The sequence below is a fragment of the Modicisalibacter sp. MOD 31.J genome, assembly GCF_020147985.1.
GTDB classification, from domain to species: Bacteria; Pseudomonadota; Gammaproteobacteria; order Pseudomonadales; family Halomonadaceae; genus Modicisalibacter; species Modicisalibacter coralii.
In genome coordinates, this window is the sequence record NZ_JAGXFF010000002.1 from 737584 (window position 1) to 754035 (window position 16452).

Genomic DNA, 16452 nt, shown 5'->3' on the forward strand with positions numbered 1-16452 from the left:
TCGTGAGGCCCGGGCGACGCCTCGGGCGCATTGCGCCGAACACATTGCACCGAACACATGAAAAGGGCCGCTCCGGACATCGGGGCGGCCCTTTATCGTGTGAACCCGCTCCCCGCGGGCGGCGCGCTCAATAGACGAAGGGCGGCAGGGGCGCTCGTGCCAGCCGCGCCTCGAGGTCGCGCTGGCGATCGCGGGCCTCGTCCCGCGCGCGTTCGCTGTCGGCCAGTTCCGCCGCCAGCCGTGCCTCCCGGCGTTCGCCGTCCTCCCGGGCCGATTCCGCCTGCTTGAGTGCCCACTGGGCCTCACGGTGTGTCGCCTGTTCCTCGGCGAGCTCGCCACGTACCGCCTGCAACGTCTGATCGCTCTCGCGTAGCCGCGTTTCGAGCGCTTCCAGCCGCTGGTTGAACTGCTTCTCGCTGCGCTGGCGTTCCTGACGCGCATCGTCGAGCAGCGTCATCAGGCGGGCCTCGGCGGCTTCGTTACGCTGCTCCTCCTGGGTCAGTTGTTGGCGCCATTCCGCCTCCTTCTCCGCCAGCGCGCTCTGATGGGCGTCCACCAGGCGCTCGTTATCGGCCTGCAGGCGGGTCAGTCGCTCGTGGGCCGCGTCCCGTTGCTGCCCGAGCTGAGTCTCACGCTGTTCGGCCCCCTCGAGGGCGGCTTCCAGTCGCGCAAGGCGGGCGCTGGATTCCTGTAACTGCGCCTGGGTCGCCACCAGATGTTCGTTGAGCGCGGCCTCCCGCTGGCGGGCGTCCTCGGCCTCCCGTCGGGCGCGCTCCGCCTCGGCGCGCGCCTGTTCGATGGCACGATCCGCTTCCTCGCGATAGTGGGCCAGCCCCTCGACGGCGCTCTGCTGCGCCTGCTCCCAGAGCGCCTGCATCAACGCCTCGACGGGCTCGGGGATCGCCTGGGCGGGTGGCTGATCGCGATTCTCCTCGCGCTGCGCGCGCCATTCGCGCAGGTGATCGCTGATGGTGGTGAAACTGCCCGTGCCCAGCACCTCGCGTACCTTCTGAACGCCCGGCGTTTCGCCACGCTGCAAGAGGGTATCGATGGCCCGTCGAACATCCTCGTACTGCACGCCACTGCGCGCCATGACTGCCTCCTTGGTCACCTGGGAGCGCTTGCTCGAGACAGCAATTCTAGCTCAGAAGGGGGCGAACGTCAGCTTTTTACGTATTACGTAATATGGATAATTACGTATAAAACTAGCCAATAATTCATGATTACGCGGCTTATCTTGATTATTGGCGCCATGCCCGGGACAATTTCCCGGTAGATGGGATGCCAGCGAAAGGGGGGAGCATGGACAGCCGAGATATCGCGGCGGGGTGGAGCGACGGTGACGCGCCCCCGCAAGCACGGGCAGCGCCGGAAGAAGAGACGGCGCCGAAAGAAGAGGCGGCGCCGGTCCCGGGCGGCAACCCGCCGCTGGAGGCCGCCACCAGCGCGCCCCTGGTGGCGCTCGATTCACGTCCCGTCGCGGCGCCGGATCACGTCCATATCGCCGCCGCCGACGACGTGGAAGCGGTGGCCCTGTGGCTCGACGAGTACACCGCCACGCCGCAGACGTGGCGGGCCTACCGCAAGGAGGCCGAACGGCTGCTGCTGTGGCTGGACGAGCAGGCGCTCACCCTCGGCCAGGTCGATCGCGCGGTACTGCAGCGCTTCGAGGCCTTTCTCACCGATCCGCGACCGGCCGAACGCTGGATCGGGCCGCCGCGTTCGCGAACCCACCCCGAGTGGCGGCCGTTCCGCCGGCCGCTGTCGGCCGCGAGCCGCCGCCAGAGCCTGGTGATCCTGCAGGGGCTGTTCGCCTGGTTGAACGAGGCCGGCTGGGTCGCCCACAACCCGTTCCGACTGATGCGCGACAAGCGTCGGCGCCTCGACAACCGCCAGACGGGCATTGAGCGCTACCTGGAACGCCCGGTCTGGGAGTGGCTGTGGCGCTGGCTGAACCGACCGCCCGACGACCAGGCCACCTCCCGTGAATGGCACCTCTGGCAGCGGCGGCGACTGATCTTCGGCTTTGCCTATCTCCTGGCGCCACGCATCGGCGAAATGGCCCAGGCGCGCATGCGGGACTTCACGTATCGCGAGGGAGGCTGGTGGTGGCGGGTGACGGGGAAGGGCGCCAAGCTCGCGAGCATCCCGGTGCCCGACGACATGATGCGACTGCTCGCTGAATGGCGCCGCAGTCTGGGGCTTGTCGCGCTACCTGATAGCAGCGAAGCGACGCCGGTGATCCGCGCCCTGGATGGCAGGCGCGGGCTCGGCGACAACCAGCTCTATCGGTTGATCAAGACGACCTTTCACGAAGCGGCCCGGGATCTGGCCGACGATCCGGCGGGGCACCAACTGCCGCCACATCTCGTCGAACAGCTCGCCCGGGCCACCCCGCACTGGCTGCGCCATACCGCGCTCACCCATCAGGCCCAGGCCGGCGTCGAGCTGCGCTTTCTCGCCCGGACCGCACGCCACTCGCGACTCGACACCACGGCGCGCTATCTTCACGTCGAAGCCGAGGAGTGGCAGCAGCAGGTGGCCATCCACCGCCTCGATGGCACGCGGCGGGCGGACGACGAGGGGGGCGAGTCGTTATAATGCCGGGATCGAGCAACGAGGAGAGACCATGACTGCCCAGCAAGCCCAGGCGGAACTGATCGAGGAATTCGACATCTTCGACAACTGGATGGACCGCTACCAGTACATCATCGACATGGGCAAGCAGTTGCCGGCGTTCCCCGAGGCGCTCAAGACGCCGGAGACCAAGATCCACGGTTGCCAGTCCAACGTCTGGATCCATCACCAGCGTCAGGGCGATACGCTGCATTTCCAGGCGACCTCGGATGCCGCCATCGTCTCCGGTCTGATCGCCGTGCTGATGCGCATCTACAATGATCGCTCGCCGGCGGAGATCGTCGCCACGCAACCCAGCTTTCTGGAGGAACTGGGCCTCGACAAGCATCTGTCGCCGACCCGTTCCAACGGCCTGCACGCCATGCTCAAGCGCATCTATGCCGTCGCCGAGGCGGAAACGGCCGCCTGATCGCGGCGCTGTGCGGTCGGGCCTATGGCCGACGCGGCGCGTTCGACAGCCGTGAAGCCGACGCCCGGCAACAGGTCTCGTCGAGTTCCGGGTCGTCGCGGCACAGCTGCTCGCTGGGGCCGCCCGGAACCGGGTCGAGGCCGCCGGGCGAAGCGGGATGGCAGCGCAGAATGCGTTTCACGGCCAGCCAGCCACCGCGCCGGAGGCCGTGACAGCGCAGCGCCTCGAGGGCGTAGTGCGAACAACTCGGCCAGAAGCGGCAGCGCGGGCCAAGCAGGGGGCTGATCAGCAGTTGATAGCCCTTGATCAGCGCGACCAGTGGCGCTATCGCCAGGCGTCGCACCGGTCGTGCAAAGAGACCGTCAGCGCGATTGGCCATACAGTTCGCCGGGATCGACGAGGGCATCGGCATCGACCTCGCCGCGTTCGGCCCCCAGAGCGATGTAGAAACAGCTACGCCGGCCGGTGTGGCAGGCCGGCCCCTGCTGATCGACCTTCACCAGCAGGGTATCGCCGTCGCAATCGAAGTGCGCCGATTCCAGGCGCTGCAACTGTCCCGAGGTTTCGCCCTTGCGCCACAGCTTGCTCCGCGAGCGCGACCAGTAGCAGACCCAGCCGGTGGTCAGGGTTTCCTCGAGGGCCAGGCGGTTCATCCAGGCCATCATCAATACCTCGCCGCTGTCGTGCTGCTGGGCGATGACGGGGACCAGGCCATCGTCGTTCCAGCGCACGGCGTCGAGCAGGGCGTTGGTGGAACGGGTCGTGCCGCGCTCGGCGGACTCGAGGGTCTTGAACAGGGTCGTCATGGTAACCGGGCTCGTGGGGTCAGTGGGTCGGGAAGGGGCGTTTCAGGAAGAGGCCACGGCCGACGTCGCACGGCAGGCGTCGCAGGCGCCGAGCAGCTCGATGGTCTGACGTTCGACCTGAAAGCCCATGTTCGCCGCGCGGGCGCTGAGCTGGGCACTGACCTCGTCGAGATGCAGCTCCTCGACGCGACCGCAATGGCGGCAGATCAGCAACTGGAAGCCGTGGCGATGCTCGGGGCAGGAGCAGGCAACGTAGGCATTAAGCGATTCGATGCGATGCACCAGCCCCTGCTCGATCAGGAAATCCAGCGCCCGATAGACCGTCGGTGGGCGGGCGGCCCCGTGCTCGGCAGCCAGCTTGTCGAGCAGGTCATAGGCCTTCAGGCCGCCGGGCGCGGCGGCGATCATTTCCAGCACGCGCCGCCGGATCGGCGTGAAGCGCACGCCGCGGCGCTGGCACTGGCGTTCGGCCTGCTGGGTGAGGGTCTGCGTATCGGGCATGAAGCGGGTATCGATATCCGTGGAGCCTCCATTCTACGCGTCCGGCCGATGGGCGGCCAGACGCCTGCCGTCACGATGCCGCCTGGAGTTCGCCGCGGCGGGCGAAGTGCGTCTGGGCGAAGGCCACGCGTTCGGCGACGCTCTTGCCGTCGGGCTGACGCTCGACCAGATCCAGCCGGGGTCGCAACCCCTCGCCGTTGGTCATCTGGATGGCCAGGCCGGGGCGGGCGTTGAGCTCCAGCAACATCGGCCCGTGATGACGATCGAGTACCATGTCGGTGCCCAGATAGCCGAGGCCGGTCATTTCGTAGCAGCTGGCCGCCAGGTTCAGCAGGGTGTCCCAGGCGGGCACGCGCAGGCTGGCCAGGTCATGACCGGTATCGGGATGATCGCTGCGTGGGCGGTCGTGCTGGACGCCGCGCAGCGCCAGGCCCGAGGCGATGTCCAGGCCCACGCCGACGGCCCCCTGGTGCAGGTTGGCCTTGCCGTCGGAGGCGGCGGTGGAAAGCCGCATCATGGCCATGACCGGATAGCCCTTGAAGACGATGACCCGGACATCCGGCACTCCCTCGTAGGTATAGGCCGACAGCGTCTCGTCGAAGGCGATCAGCGACTCGACCAGGGCCACGTCCGGCGTGCCGCCCAGCGAATACAACCCCGACAGGATGTTGGACACGTGGCGCTCCAGGTCCTCGCGCTGCAGACGGTGGCCGCTGGGCTTGATGTAGCCGTCGCCATCGTGATGCTCGATCACCAGAATGCCCTTGCCGCCGCTGCCCTTGGCCGGCTTGATGACGAAGCCGGGGTGGGCGTCGACCATGGCGGCCACGCGCTTGACATCGAACTGGGTGGTGACGGTGCCGATCAGCGCCGGAGTGGTGATGCCATGCTGCTGGGCCAGCAGCTTGGTCTTGAGCTTGTCGTCGACCAGCGGATAGCGGCTGCGGTCGTTGTAGCGGCCGATGTAACGGATGTTGCGGCGGTTCATGCCGATGATGCCCTTGGCCTTGAGCTTGCCGGGGGTGGTCCACATGGCCTCAGTCCTCCGTGACCGGCTTGAACCGCCGCAGCTCGAGCAGCCGGTAGCCGGTGTAATTGCCCAGCAGCAGGATCAGCGCCATGAGAATCAGCTGCACGCCGAGGAAGTTGAAGGTGAGGTGGCGAATCCACGGATTGTTCATCGCCAGATAGGCGAGCACCGCGGTCAGCAGGCTGCCGCCACCCTGGATCAGTACCTCCTTGGGGCCTTCTTCCTCCCAGAGGATCGACATCCGTTCGATGGTCCAGCTGAGAATGATCATCGGGAAGAAGGTGATGGTCAGCCCGGCATTGAGTCCCAGTCGATAGGCGAGCACCGAGAACAGCGAGATGATCGCGATCACCGTGATGATCACCGCCGAGACCCGGGCCACCAGCAATAGATTGAGGTGCGACAGGTAACTGCGGATCACCAGCCCCACGGCCACCACCAGCAGGAACCCGATCAGCCCGGTGAACAGGGTGGTCTGGATGAAGGCCAGGGCGATCAGCACCGGCATGAAGGTGCCGGACGTCTTGATGCCGATCAGTACGCGCAACAGCACCACCACCAGCGCCCCGATGGGAATCAGCAGGATGGTCTTGAACAGCGATTGCTCCTCGAGCGGCAGACTGTGGATCGAGAAGTTGAGCAGCGTATCCTCGGCGAGCTGATTGCGTACCGCCACCGCCGCGGGCTCGTTGTGGCGGATCATCGAGAACGTCACCTGCGAGCGGCTGCCGCCCTCGACCTCGAGAACCGACTGTCCGCCGGCGCCCCACAGCAACAGGTTGTCGGGCCGCCCCTGCTCGCCGGTGACCGGATCGATCAGCATCGATCGGTCGTTCTCGAAGACCTGGACCCAGGGCGTCAACGACTGTCGCCGTCGGCCATCCTCGAGCATCAGGCCGTTGACCACGCGGGCCGGCACATCGGCCTGATTGAGCAGGCGGACCAGCAATTCGGGGCGCGGATACTGGGTCAGCAACAGGCGGGCATTCTCGCCGGCGTCGTCGTCGCTGAAACGGCCGACCAGTTCACGCGCGAAGGTGAACGGATCGGCGGAACGCTGATGGGAGCGCGCGATGATCGCGCGGGCCGCCGTATCGTAGGGCCGCTCCCAGGCGACGTCCCGGGGGACCTCGGGAGGCACCGCCGGCGGCGCCTTGGCCCCCGGCGCGACGAGCAACTGTACCGAATAATAGAGGCGTTGCGTGCCCGTCGCCTCACGGATCGCCCACTGCGCGCGCCGCGCCCCCTGGTCGTCGAGAAACGACAGGCCGTAACCCGACGAGGCGGTGTTCTCGGTCAGCACGCGAAACCCCTGCTGGTGCGTGGGCAGGGCAAGGTCGATCTTGGCCGGGCCGCCATCGGCGACGAAATTGACCTGGGCCTCGATCTCCCAGACCTGACGCTGTTCACCCGGTGTCCAGGGAACCTCGAAGGCGATGTGGCGGTAGAGCGTGACGGCGACGCCGGTCACCAGCAATACGCCGACCAGCAGATAGAAGGGCAGACGGGACATGCGCGTTCCTTATTCGTCGTCGTCGTTATCGGTGGCCTCGTCCCTGGCGGCCGCGGAGGCGGGGGCCCCACCGGGGTATTCGGGACGGTCGTAGAGATAGTGCCGGGCAACGTCGACGACGACGATGTCCCGCATGAAGCGCCGCCCCAGGAGTACCGGATAGGTGAGGTGGGTACGGTCGTTGAGGGTGAACTCGACGTTCTGCTTGATCGGACCCAGGCGCATCAGCAGGCTGATCACCGGTCGGCTTTCCTCGCCGGAGGCCTGGATGATCCGCACCCGGCGCGTGATCTCCGCCTCGATCCATCGATCGCGGACGCTGTCGACGACGACGGCGTCGTCCTCGAGCGCCAGCTTGAAGCGCACCCAGTCCTCGCCGTCGCGCTCGAACTCGGTGATGTCGCGGGCCGACAGCGAGCCGGTATTGGCCCCGGTGTCCAGGCGCGCCTTGAGATAGGTGCCGAGGGTCGGGAAGCCGACCCATTCACTGCGCCCCACGACTTCCATGTTCTCGAGGGAGGGATCCACGCTGGTCGGGCAGTCGGGGACCTTGATGGCGGGCTCGCTATCGCGTTGCTGGAGATCGCCGCGCAGTGCCTTGAGCTGCAAGGTCGTCGCCCGGACATCGCCCTGCAGGACGGCCAGACGCTGTCCCGTGTCGTCGCGACGGGCGGCGTCGGCCGCACACTGCGCGGCCAGGGTGTTCTCGAGTTCGGCGATGCGGTCATCGAAGCGCGACGTGGTCAGCAGCGTGTCGAGACGCGGATCCTGGGAAGCCGGCAGGGCGCAGCCCCCCAGTAGCAAGAGCAGGCCGGCGGCGATCGCCGGCCTCGAATGTCGAATCGGCATGACGGGGATCCTTGTCGACCGTGTCGGGGCCGTCGGCCGCTGGCGACCGACGGCACGGGGTCAAAATGCCGAACGATGATAAGGAGCCCCATCGCCCCTGTCCACGCCGGTCAGCCGTGACCGGCGCTGGAACCCTCGGAATCGGCGGCTCCGGCATCCCGTGCGGCGTTGTGATCGCGGGCCAGAAGCAGATAGAAGGCCGGCAGCACGAACAGCGTGAACAGCGTGCCGATGCCCAGCCCCGCGGCGATGGTCAGGCCGATGTCGAAGCGGCTGACCGCCCCGGCGCCGGTGGCGATCAACAGCGGGAACATGGCGACGATCAGTGCCACCGAGGTCATGATGATCGGTCGCAGACGAATCGAGGCCGCCTCGATGACCGCCTCGCGCTTGTTCAGGCCACGGTCGTGCTGCAGCGTGTTGGCGAACTCGACGATCAGGATGCCATTCTTGGCCACCACGCCGATCAGCGTGATCAGCCCGACCTGGGTGTAGATGTTGACCGTCGACACCCCGAGCGTGATGAAGGCCATCGCCCCGGCGATCGACATGGGCACCGAGACCAGGATGATCAGCGGGTCGCGCCAGCTCTCGAACTGCGCCGCCAGCACCAGATAGATCACCAGCAGCGAGAGGAAGAAGGTCACCATCAGCGCGCTGCCCTGGTTCATCAACTGCCGCGAGGAACCGGTGTAGTCGATCGAATACTCGGCGGGCAGGGTCTCGCTGGCCGCCTGGTTGAGCCAGCCGAGAGCGTCGCCGAGCGCCACGCCGGGGCGCGGCACGCCTTCCAGGGTGATCGCATTGAGCTGCTGGAACTGGGTGCGCTTGGAGGGTTCGACGCCACGCTCGAAGCTCACCACGCTCGACAAGGGCACCTGAGCGCCGGAATCGGCCTCGATGTAGTAGTTGTCGATCATCGAGCTATCCAGACGGTAGGCCTGCTCGACCTGGGGGATCACCTTGTAGCTGCGGCCTTCCATGCTGAAGCGGTTGACGAAGCCTTCGCCGAGCAGCGTCGCCAGCGCCTGACCGACATCCGCCATCGACAGCCCCAGGTCGGCGACCCGGTCGCGGTCGACCTGGATATGGGTGACCGGCCGATCGAGATCGATCGACTTGCGCAGGAAGGCGAAATTGCCGCTGGCCATGGCCTTGCCGAGCAGCTGATCGGCGGCGGCGCTGAGATCCTCGAAGCTGTTGCCGGTGGTGATCACGAACTGCACCGGCAGGCCGCCGCTGGAACCGGGCAGGGAAGGGCGCGGGAAGGCGGCGGTCTGCAGGCCGGTGACCTGGGACAGCGCCGCCTGGACGTTGGGCAGCACGCTCATCTGCGAGACGTCGCGCTGGCTCCAGGGCTTCATCTTGAAGCCGCCGAATACCGTGTCGGCGCTGGTGCCGCCGAGGATCATGAAGGTCTCGTCGTAGCCATCGATGGTCTCGACGCCCTGCTGGATCTGCGTGGCATAGCGCTTGAGGTAATCCAGCGTGGCGGTCTGCGGCGCCGTACCCTGGAAGAAGATGATGCCCTGGTCCTCGGTGGGGGCCAGCTCGTTCTGGCTGGTGATGAACATGAAATAGATCGACACCAGCACCACGGCGGCGAAGACCACGATCACCGAGACCGTCTGCAGGGCCCGTGAGAGCAGGGCACGGTAGCCGTTGGCCAGGCCGTTGAAGGTACGCTCGACCAGCCCCTCGAACCGCGACGGATCGCCGTGGGGCTTGAGCACCTTGCCGGCGAGCATCGGCGACAGCGTCAGCGCGATGATGCCGGAGACGATCACGGCGCCGGCCAGGGTGAAGGCGAACTCGGTGAACAGCGAGCCGACCAGACCGCCCATGAAGCCGATGGGGGCATAGACCGCCACCAGGGTGGTGGTCATGGCGATGATCGGCGTGGCCATCTCGCGGGCGCCATTGAGGGCGGCCTGGAAACGGGTTTCGCCGGCCTCGATATGGCGATGGACGTTCTCGACGATGATGATCGCGTCGTCCACCACCAGGCCGATCGCCAGCACCATCGACAACAGCGTCAGCAGGTTGAGCGAGAAGCCCAGCACCAGCATGACGAAGGCGCCGCCGATCAGCGACAGCGGCACGGCCACCGCGGGGACCAGGGCAGCGCGAAACGAGCCCAGCGACAAGAAGATCACCACCAGCACGATGATCAGTGCCTCGGCGAGGGTCTTGATCACCTCGTCGATCGAGTCCTCGATGAATTCCGAGGCATCGTAGGGCAGTACCACGTCGAGCCCGGTGGGCAACTGGCTGCGGATTTCCGGCAGCGCCTCGCGAACGGCGCGGGCCACGTCCAGCGGATTGGCGCCGGGCGCCTGTTCGATGGCCATGAAGGTCGAGGGCGTACCGCTGTACCAGGCGACGCTGTCGTAGCTTTCGGCGCCGAGGTCGGTGCGCGCGATGTCGCGCAGACGGATCAGGTTGCCGTCATCGTTGCGAACCACCATGTCGGCGAACTGTTCGGGATCGGTGACGTCGGTGCTCGCGGTGAGGTTGATCGCCACGAACTCGCTGCGGGTCTTGCCGACCCCGGCCTGATAGTTGTTGTTGCGCAGGACGTCGACGACGTCCTGCGGGCTGACGCCGAGCGCGGCCATGCGCTGCGGGTCGAGCCAGATGCGCATGGCGAAGCTCTGGCCGTAGAGTCGCGCCTTGGCGACCCCGGGCAACGCCTGGAGCTTGGGCTGGACTACCCGCGTGAGATAGTCGGTGATCTGCGGTACCGGCATCTCGTTGGAGTAGAACGCCAGGTACATCAGGGCGGTGGAATCGCCGGTCGTCGACTCGATCACCGGACTTTCGGCAGAGGCGGGGAGTACGCTGCGCTGACTCGCGACCTTGGCCTGGATCTCGGCCAGGGCGGCGTTGGCATCGTAGTTGAGCATCATGTGCACCTCGATCGTCGAGGAACCCTGGATACTGCTCGAATCGATGTAGTCGATGCCGTCGGCCTCGGCGATCGCCTGCTGCAACGGCGTGGTCACGAAGCCCTGGACCAGTTCGGAACTCGCACCAGGATAGCTGGTGGTGACCGTGATCACGGTGCTCTCGAGTTCGGGGTACTGGCGGACCTCCATGTCGAGCGTGGAGCGCAGGCCCATCAGCAGGATCAGCAGGCTGATGACGGTGGCCAGGACCGGCCGGTGGATGAACAGGTCGGTAAATGACTTCATCAGCCCTGCGCCTCCGGCGTCGTCTCGCTGGACGCTGCCTCGCCGGATGAATCACCGCCGGGCTGGGCTGCCGTCGCGCTCTTGCCGTCACCGTCCTGGTCGACAGGCTTGATCGCCTGACCGTCGCGCAGGCGCAACTGGCCGGCGGCCACCACGCGGGCACCGACCTCGAGGCCCTTGACGATCTCCACCTGGTCACCGCGGACACGCCCGGCGGTCACCTGGGTGCGCTGGGCCACGGTCTGTCCCTGATCGTTTTCCACCACGCGGAAGACGTAGTCGCCGTAGGTGTTGAAGGCCAGCGCCGTGCGCGGCAGGGTCAGCACGCGCTGGGTATCCGGGGCGAGGGTGCGCACGTCGGCGAACATACCGGGCCTGAGCCGATTCTCGGGGTTGTCCAGTGTGGCGCGCACGGCCAGTGTCCGACTGCTTTCATTCACCGCCGGGGCCACGGCTTCGATCTTGCCGGTGAAGGCGCGATCCGGGAACGCCGCCACGTGCACCTCGACCTCACGGCCGGCCTGGACGCGGTCGAGCTGCTTCTCGGGGATGCTGTAGTCGACGTAGATGGGGTCGAGCATGTTGAGATCGACGATCGGCGTGCCCACGGCGATGTACTCGCCGATGTCCACCTGACGCAGCCCGACCACGCCATCGAAGGGCGCGCGAATGGTCTTCTTGTTCAACTGGGCCTGCTGCTGGGCGACATCGGCGCGGGCCGCCTGATAGTTGGCTCGCGCCTCGTCGTATTGTGACTGCGAGATCGCCTTGCGCGGCAACAGGTCGGAATAGCGCCGGAACGTTTCGTTGGCCAGACGGGCCTGGGCCTGGAGCGCCGCCAGCGCCGCCTGGTCGACGCTGTCTTCGAGCTGGATCAGCACGTCACCCCGCGAGACGCGCTGCCCGGACTCGAAGGCGATCTTGCTGACTACGCCAGCCACTTCGTTGGACACCGCCACGCCGTTGATGGCCCGCAGCGAGCCCACCGATTTCAACGCCGGTCGCCAGGGTTGGGCTTCGAGCTCGACGACCTCGACCGGCGCCGGCGGCTGGGCCTGAGCCATCTGCTGGCCCATCTGCTGCATCTGCCAGTATTTCCAGCCGAAAATGCCCCCCAGAACGATGGCCAGCAGGACGATCACGACGATCATGCGTAGGGTGGTCTTCATGGGGGAACTTCCTGAATGAATGCGTTTTTCTTGGTGTGCGGACGTCGGCGGCGCGACCGATGACACAAACGCCACATCATGCGATGTTCATGCAGCAAAGACCAGTCCCGTCTCGCCAACGTCGATCAACGCCGAGGACACGGTCGGCGATGGCTGGTGACCCAGTCAGCTGTTAACGCCGCGTGGGCGGGCGCAGACATGTTCAAACACAGCGTAAGCGCCGGGTGTGACAGTGCGAAGACGACAAGGATCCAGGCAATGACGCGACCGCGTATGACTCGCCAAATGCATTATTTAACATAATATAGATTATACGAACTAAAGGATCGGCAAGGTCATTCTATTCTCGACCGGTGCTCGGTGATTCGATCGCGACACGCGCCCACGGCGTATCCGTTCGCATTGGGACCCGACTGACAGGCAATGCCGGCCACGTGATCGTCACTCGTCACATGGCCGGAAGACGGCGTGCGCCAATCCCATTCAGCCCGTTCGGTCAGCCGTAATGCGTCGAGCCGCCGAGGAACAGCTCGCCGGCCTCGCCGAGCGTTTCGGTCAGCGTCGGATGCGGATGCACGGTCAACGCCAGGTCCTCGGCGACGGCGCCCATCTCGATGGCCAGCACGGCCTCGCCGATCAGCGACTCCGCCTGGGGCCCGACGATCCCGGCACCCAGCAGCCGGCCACTGCCAGGCTCGACGATCAGCTTGGTCAGGCCGTCATCGGCCTGCAGCGTCAAGGCGCGCCCGGCAGCCTGCCAGGGAAACTTGAGCACCTGGATCTCGCGGCCCTCGTCGCGGGCCTGGGTCTCGGTCAGGCCGCACCAGGCGATCTGCGGCACGGTATACACCACGGCCGGCACCGCGCGGGCGTCGAAGGCCGCCGCTTCGCCGGCTGCGGCGCGTGCCGCCACCTTGCCCTGGTGCATGGCTTCATGGGCCAGCAGCATGCCGCCGGTGACGTCGCCGATCGCATGAATATGCGATACGTTGGTGCGACATTGCGCATCGACCTCGATGAAGCCGGCGTCATCACAGTGCACGCCGGCCTTGTCGAGATCCAGCCCATCGCTGTTGGGACGCCGGCCCACCGCGACCAGCACCCGGCTGAAGCGGTGATCGCGCGAGCCATCCGCGTCTTCCAGCGTGACTCTTACCTGGCGCTGCGTTTCATGCAACCCGGAGACCTGGGTCTCGAGGTGCACGGCCTTGAAACGCGACGCCAGTGTCCTGGTGAGCGGCTCGACCAGATCCGCGTCGGCATTGGGCATCAGGCGCTCGGCCATTTCCACCACGGTCACCTGACTGCCCAGCGACTGATAGACCATGCCCATTTCCAGACCGACGTAGCCGCCGCCGATGACCAGCAACGAGTCGGGAATCTCCTCGAGTTCCAGGGCATCGGTGGAATCCATGATCCGCCGGCTCGCGGCGATATCCACGTCGGGCAGCGCGACCGGTCGCGAGCCGCTGGCGATGATCGCCTGCTCGAAGCGCAACGTGCCCGAGACCTCGTTACCTTCGACGGTCAGGTTCTGCTCGTCGGCAAGGCGCGCGCGGGCCCTGACCAGCCGCACACCGCGCTGCCGACACAGCCCTTCCAGCCCGTCGGTGAGCGTCTTCACCACCTTCTGCTTCCACTGGCGAAGCGCATCGACATCGATCTCGGGCCTGGCGAAGCGCAGGCCCATGGTCTCTGCGGATTCGCTGGCATGGATCAACTCGGTGACCTCGAGCAGGGTCTTCGAAGGGATGCAGCCACGCAACAGGCAGACGCCGCCGACCGGTGTCTCGTCGTTGATCAGCGTCACGTCCAGGCCCAGCTTGACCGCCTCGAAGGCCGCGGCATAGCCGCCCGGCCCGCCGCCGATCACGGCCAGCTGCGTGCTGTCGGGCAGCTTGGAAGATGTGTGCTTTCTTGCCATGGTCGTCCATTACCTCCGGCAACGTGGCTCAGATCTTGAGCAGCAGCGAATGTGGGTCCTCGAGGGCGCCGATCAGCGTGGTCACGAAGCTGGCGGCATCCGCGCCATCGTTGGCGCGGTGATCGAAGCCGAGCGACAACGGCAGCATCAGCCGCGGCTTGATCTCGTAGTCATCGAGGTCGCCGTGCACCACGGGTTCGAGTCTGGCCTGCCCCATGCCCAGGATGGCGACTTCGGGCGGGTTGATCAGCGGCGACAACGAGGTGCCGCCCATCGGCCCGGGGTTGGTGAGGGTCATGCAGCCGCCCTCCATGTCCTCACGTGCCAGCTCCCCCGCCTTGGCCTTGTCGATGATCGCTTTCAGCTCGGCGGTCAGCTCGATCATGTTCTTGCGATCGACGTCACGAATCACCGGCACCAGCAGGCCCTGGTCGGTGGCCACGGCCACGCCGATATGGAAATAGCACTTGAGGACGAGCTCCTCGTTCTCGGCATCCAGGCTGGCGTTGAAGCGGGGAAACTGCTTCAAGGCGTAGACCATCGCCTTGAGCATCAGCACGGTCATGGTGAACTTGCCGCCGTTGCTCTCGGCGCTGGGTTCGTAATCGCGACGAAAACGTTCGAGGGCCGTGATGTCGGCCACGTCCTGATGATAGACGTGAGGGATCTCCTGCCATGACCGGGACATCCGCTGGGCGGTGGCGCGGCGGATCGAGCGCATCGCTTCGCGCTCGGTCTCGCCCCAGCGCGAGAAGTCCGGCAGCCCGCTGGACTCTTGCCGCGATGGCTGTTCGGCCGACAGCGTCTCTCGGGCGGCTGCGCCCTGCTCTCCCTGTGCCGCGGCCTCGACATCGTCCGCGGTCACCCGGCCCTGCGGGCCGCTGGGCTCGACATCGTGCAGGTCGACGCCCATCTCGCGGGCGATGCGCCGGGTGCTGGGCGCCGCGGGGACCGGCTGGCGGCGATCGGTATGCTTGCCGTTGGAACGCGTTTCGCCCTCCTGTCGAGAGCCCGTGTCTTCCTGGGCACTCTCGTCCTGAGCGCTCTCCGCGTCATCTTTCTTCGACGCCTCGCTATCGGCTTCCTGCGTCTCGTCTTCGCTCTCGCGAGAAGACGTATCCTCCTCCTGGTCCTGCGTCGCTTGTTCGTCCTGTGACTCGTCGGCAGTGGCTTCCTCTTCCTTCTCGCCGTCGGGTTGGTAGGTGATCAGCGCGTCATCGACCCGGACGCGATCGCCGGTGCCGGGATGCACGGTCTCGACGGTACCGGTGAACGGCGCGGGGATATCCGTGGCGGCCTTGTCGGTCTCCACCGTGAGCACGGTGTCGCCGTCGTTGATGTGATCGCCCTCGCCGACATGAATCTCGAGAACTTCCGCTTCCTCGAGCCCCTCGCCAGGGTCGGAAAATCTGAACGTTTCGCTCATGGTCCCTTGGTCCTCAATCGTTCAACACGCCGCGGGCGGCTGCCAGGATGCGTTGCTGATCCGGCAGATAATCCTGCTCCCGGGCGAACAACGGTACGATGGTGTCGAAGCCGGTCACGCGGCGCACGGGGGCCTCGAGATAATAGAAGGCGTCCTCGATCAGCCGGGCCATGATTTCGCCCGCCGGGCCATAGGTGCGATGCGCTTCGTGGACGATGACCACCCGCCCGGTGCGGCGTGCGGATTCGGCGAATCGCGAGTGATCGAGCGGCGACAGGCTCAGCAGGTCGATCACCTCGGCCTCGATGCCGTCCTCCTCGGCCAGGGTATCGGCGGCCTGAAGGGTCCGATGGAGCATCGCGCCGTAGCTGATCAGGGTCAGGTCATCGCCTTCGCGGGCAGTCCGCGACTCGCCCAGCGGCAGGGTCTCCTCCGCGTCGGGCACTTCCTCGCGAAAGGCCCGATAGACGGCCTTGGGCTCGAAGAACACTACCGGGTCCGGGTCGCGAATGGCACTGACCAGCAGCGCACGGGCGTTGCGCGGCGTCGAGGGGACGACCATCTTCAGACCCGGGGTATGGGCATAGAAGACCTCCTTGCTCTCGGAGTGGTGCTCGAGGGCATGCACCCCGGCGCCATAGGGCATGCGCAGCACCATCGGCACGCTGTGCCCGCCGCGACTCCGCCAGCGCATGCGCGCGGCGTGGGCTTCCATCTGGTGAAAGCCCTGGTAGCTGAAGCCCGAGAACTGCATTTCGCAGACCGGCTTTAGACCATTGATCGCCATGCCCACCGAGATGCCCGTCAGCGCGGTCTCGGCCACCGGCGAATCGATCACCCGCCGTTCGCCGTAACGCGCCAGCAAGCCGTCGGTGATACGAAAGACCCCGCCGTCGACACCGACATCCTCGCCGAGCACGACCACGGACTCGTCGTTGTCCATTTCCTGGCTCAGCGCCAGATTGAGCGCATCCGCCATGTTCAGTTCGGCCAT

The 16452-nt window shown here is 66.4% G+C and carries 14 protein-coding genes; 2 read left to right on the forward strand and 12 right to left on the reverse strand.

Annotation, left to right across the window (positions count from 1 at the left end; all coding sequences use genetic code 11):
- Positions 1–127: 127 nt before the first annotated feature.
- Positions 128–1093: a DNA-binding protein gene (locus tag KGR00_RS09185; RefSeq protein ID WP_224417043.1), complete on the reverse strand. Its 966-nt coding sequence runs from the start codon at positions 1091–1093 to the stop codon at positions 128–130.
- 209 nt (positions 1094–1302) lie between these two features.
- On the opposite strand from KGR00_RS09185, the gene KGR00_RS09190 reads away from it, so the two are divergent.
- Both KGR00_RS09190 and KGR00_RS09195 read left to right on the forward strand, forming a co-directional pair.
- Entirely contained in the window at positions 1303–2601 is a 1299-nt protein-coding gene (locus KGR00_RS09190) for a site-specific integrase (protein ID WP_224417042.1), read from the forward strand.
- A gap of 28 nt (positions 2602–2629) precedes the next feature.
- On the forward strand, positions 2630–3046 hold the full coding sequence (locus tag KGR00_RS09195; protein WP_129140307.1) for a SufE family protein: 417 nt from the start codon (positions 2630–2632) through the stop codon (positions 3044–3046).
- 22 nt (positions 3047–3068) lie between these two features.
- Here KGR00_RS09195 and yidD read toward each other — a convergent pair whose 3' ends face one another.
- The 11 genes from yidD to KGR00_RS09250 all read right to left on the reverse strand — a co-directional run bounded on the left by yidD (position 3069) and on the right by KGR00_RS09250 (position 16452).
- Positions 3069–3425, reverse strand: a complete 357-nt coding sequence (gene yidD / locus KGR00_RS09200; RefSeq protein ID WP_129140308.1) for a membrane protein insertion efficiency factor YidD — start codon at positions 3423–3425, stop codon at positions 3069–3071.
- Entirely contained in the window at positions 3409–3852 is a 444-nt protein-coding gene (hisI, locus tag KGR00_RS09205; protein ID WP_129140309.1) for a phosphoribosyl-AMP cyclohydrolase, read from the reverse strand. The genes yidD and hisI overlap by 17 nt, the downstream gene beginning before the upstream one ends.
- Positions 3853–3894: 42 nt before the next feature.
- Positions 3895–4353, reverse strand: a complete 459-nt coding sequence (locus KGR00_RS09210; RefSeq protein WP_129140310.1) for a transcriptional repressor — start codon at positions 4351–4353, stop codon at positions 3895–3897.
- 70 nt (positions 4354–4423) lie between these two features.
- Positions 4424–5386, reverse strand: a complete 963-nt coding sequence (locus KGR00_RS09215) for an alpha-L-glutamate ligase-like protein (protein WP_224417041.1) — start codon at positions 5384–5386, stop codon at positions 4424–4426.
- A 4-nt stretch (positions 5387–5390) separates the two neighbouring features.
- The gene (locus KGR00_RS09220) at positions 5391–6896 is read right to left on the reverse strand and encodes an inactive transglutaminase family protein (RefSeq protein ID WP_224417040.1); all 1506 of its coding nucleotides are present in this window, start codon (positions 6894–6896) and stop codon (positions 5391–5393) included.
- A gap of 9 nt (positions 6897–6905) precedes the next feature.
- Entirely contained in the window at positions 6906–7745 is an 840-nt protein-coding gene (locus tag KGR00_RS09225) for an ATP-dependent zinc protease (RefSeq protein ID WP_224417039.1), read from the reverse strand.
- A gap of 110 nt (positions 7746–7855) precedes the next feature.
- On the reverse strand, positions 7856–10939 hold the full coding sequence (locus tag KGR00_RS09230) for an efflux RND transporter permease subunit (RefSeq protein WP_224417038.1): 3084 nt from the start codon (positions 10937–10939) through the stop codon (positions 7856–7858).
- Positions 10939–12108, reverse strand: a complete 1170-nt coding sequence (locus KGR00_RS09235) for an efflux RND transporter periplasmic adaptor subunit (RefSeq protein ID WP_224417037.1) — start codon at positions 12106–12108, stop codon at positions 10939–10941. Before KGR00_RS09235 ends, KGR00_RS09230 begins: the two co-directional genes overlap by 1 nt.
- 496 nt (positions 12109–12604) lie before the next feature.
- Positions 12605–14032 carry a dihydrolipoyl dehydrogenase gene (gene lpdA, locus KGR00_RS09240; protein WP_224417036.1) on the reverse strand — a complete coding sequence of 476 codons (1428 nt, stop codon included), beginning with the start codon at positions 14030–14032 and terminating at the stop codon, positions 12605–12607.
- A gap of 28 nt (positions 14033–14060) precedes the next feature.
- Positions 14061–15458, reverse strand: a complete 1398-nt coding sequence (locus KGR00_RS09245; protein WP_224417035.1) for a dihydrolipoamide acetyltransferase family protein — start codon at positions 15456–15458, stop codon at positions 14061–14063.
- A 13-nt stretch (positions 15459–15471) separates the two neighbouring features.
- Positions 15472–16452, reverse strand: coding sequence for an alpha-ketoacid dehydrogenase subunit beta (locus KGR00_RS09250; protein ID WP_203234853.1), 981 nt, complete (start codon positions 16450–16452; stop codon positions 15472–15474).

Excerpts from the sequence above, each read along its gene's own strand:
- KGR00_RS09230 (WP_224417038.1), bottom strand. The coding sequence starts at position 10,939 with ATGAAGTCATTTACCGACCTGTTCATCCACCGGCCGGTCCTGGCCACC.
- KGR00_RS09195 (WP_129140307.1), top strand. The coding sequence starts at position 2,630 with ATGACTGCCCAGCAAGCCCAGGCGGAACTGATCGAGGAATTCGACATC.
- KGR00_RS09185 (WP_224417043.1), bottom strand. The coding sequence starts at position 1,093 with ATGGCGCGCAGTGGCGTGCAGTACGAGGATGTTCGACGGGCCATCGAT.
- yidD (WP_129140308.1), bottom strand. The coding sequence starts at position 3,425 with ATGGCCAATCGCGCTGACGGTCTCTTTGCACGACCGGTGCGACGCCTG.
- hisI (WP_129140309.1), bottom strand. The coding sequence starts at position 3,852 with ATGACGACCCTGTTCAAGACCCTCGAGTCCGCCGAGCGCGGCACGACC.
- lpdA (WP_224417036.1), bottom strand. The coding sequence starts at position 14,032 with ATGGCAAGAAAGCACACATCTTCCAAGCTGCCCGACAGCACGCAGCTG.
- KGR00_RS09245 (WP_224417035.1), bottom strand. The coding sequence starts at position 15,458 with ATGAGCGAAACGTTCAGATTTTCCGACCCTGGCGAGGGGCTCGAGGAA.
- KGR00_RS09235 (WP_224417037.1), bottom strand. The coding sequence starts at position 12,108 with ATGAAGACCACCCTACGCATGATCGTCGTGATCGTCCTGCTGGCCATC.
- KGR00_RS09225 (WP_224417039.1), bottom strand. The coding sequence starts at position 7,745 with ATGCCGATTCGACATTCGAGGCCGGCGATCGCCGCCGGCCTGCTCTTG.
- KGR00_RS09250 (WP_203234853.1), bottom strand. The coding sequence starts at position 16,452 with ATGGCCGAACTGAACATGGCGGATGCGCTCAATCTGGCGCTGAGCCAG.
- KGR00_RS09190 (WP_224417042.1), top strand. The coding sequence starts at position 1,303 with ATGGACAGCCGAGATATCGCGGCGGGGTGGAGCGACGGTGACGCGCCC.
- KGR00_RS09220 (WP_224417040.1), bottom strand. The coding sequence starts at position 6,896 with ATGTCCCGTCTGCCCTTCTATCTGCTGGTCGGCGTATTGCTGGTGACC.
- KGR00_RS09215 (WP_224417041.1), bottom strand. The coding sequence starts at position 5,386 with ATGTGGACCACCCCCGGCAAGCTCAAGGCCAAGGGCATCATCGGCATG.
- KGR00_RS09210 (WP_129140310.1), bottom strand. The coding sequence starts at position 4,353 with ATGCCCGATACGCAGACCCTCACCCAGCAGGCCGAACGCCAGTGCCAG.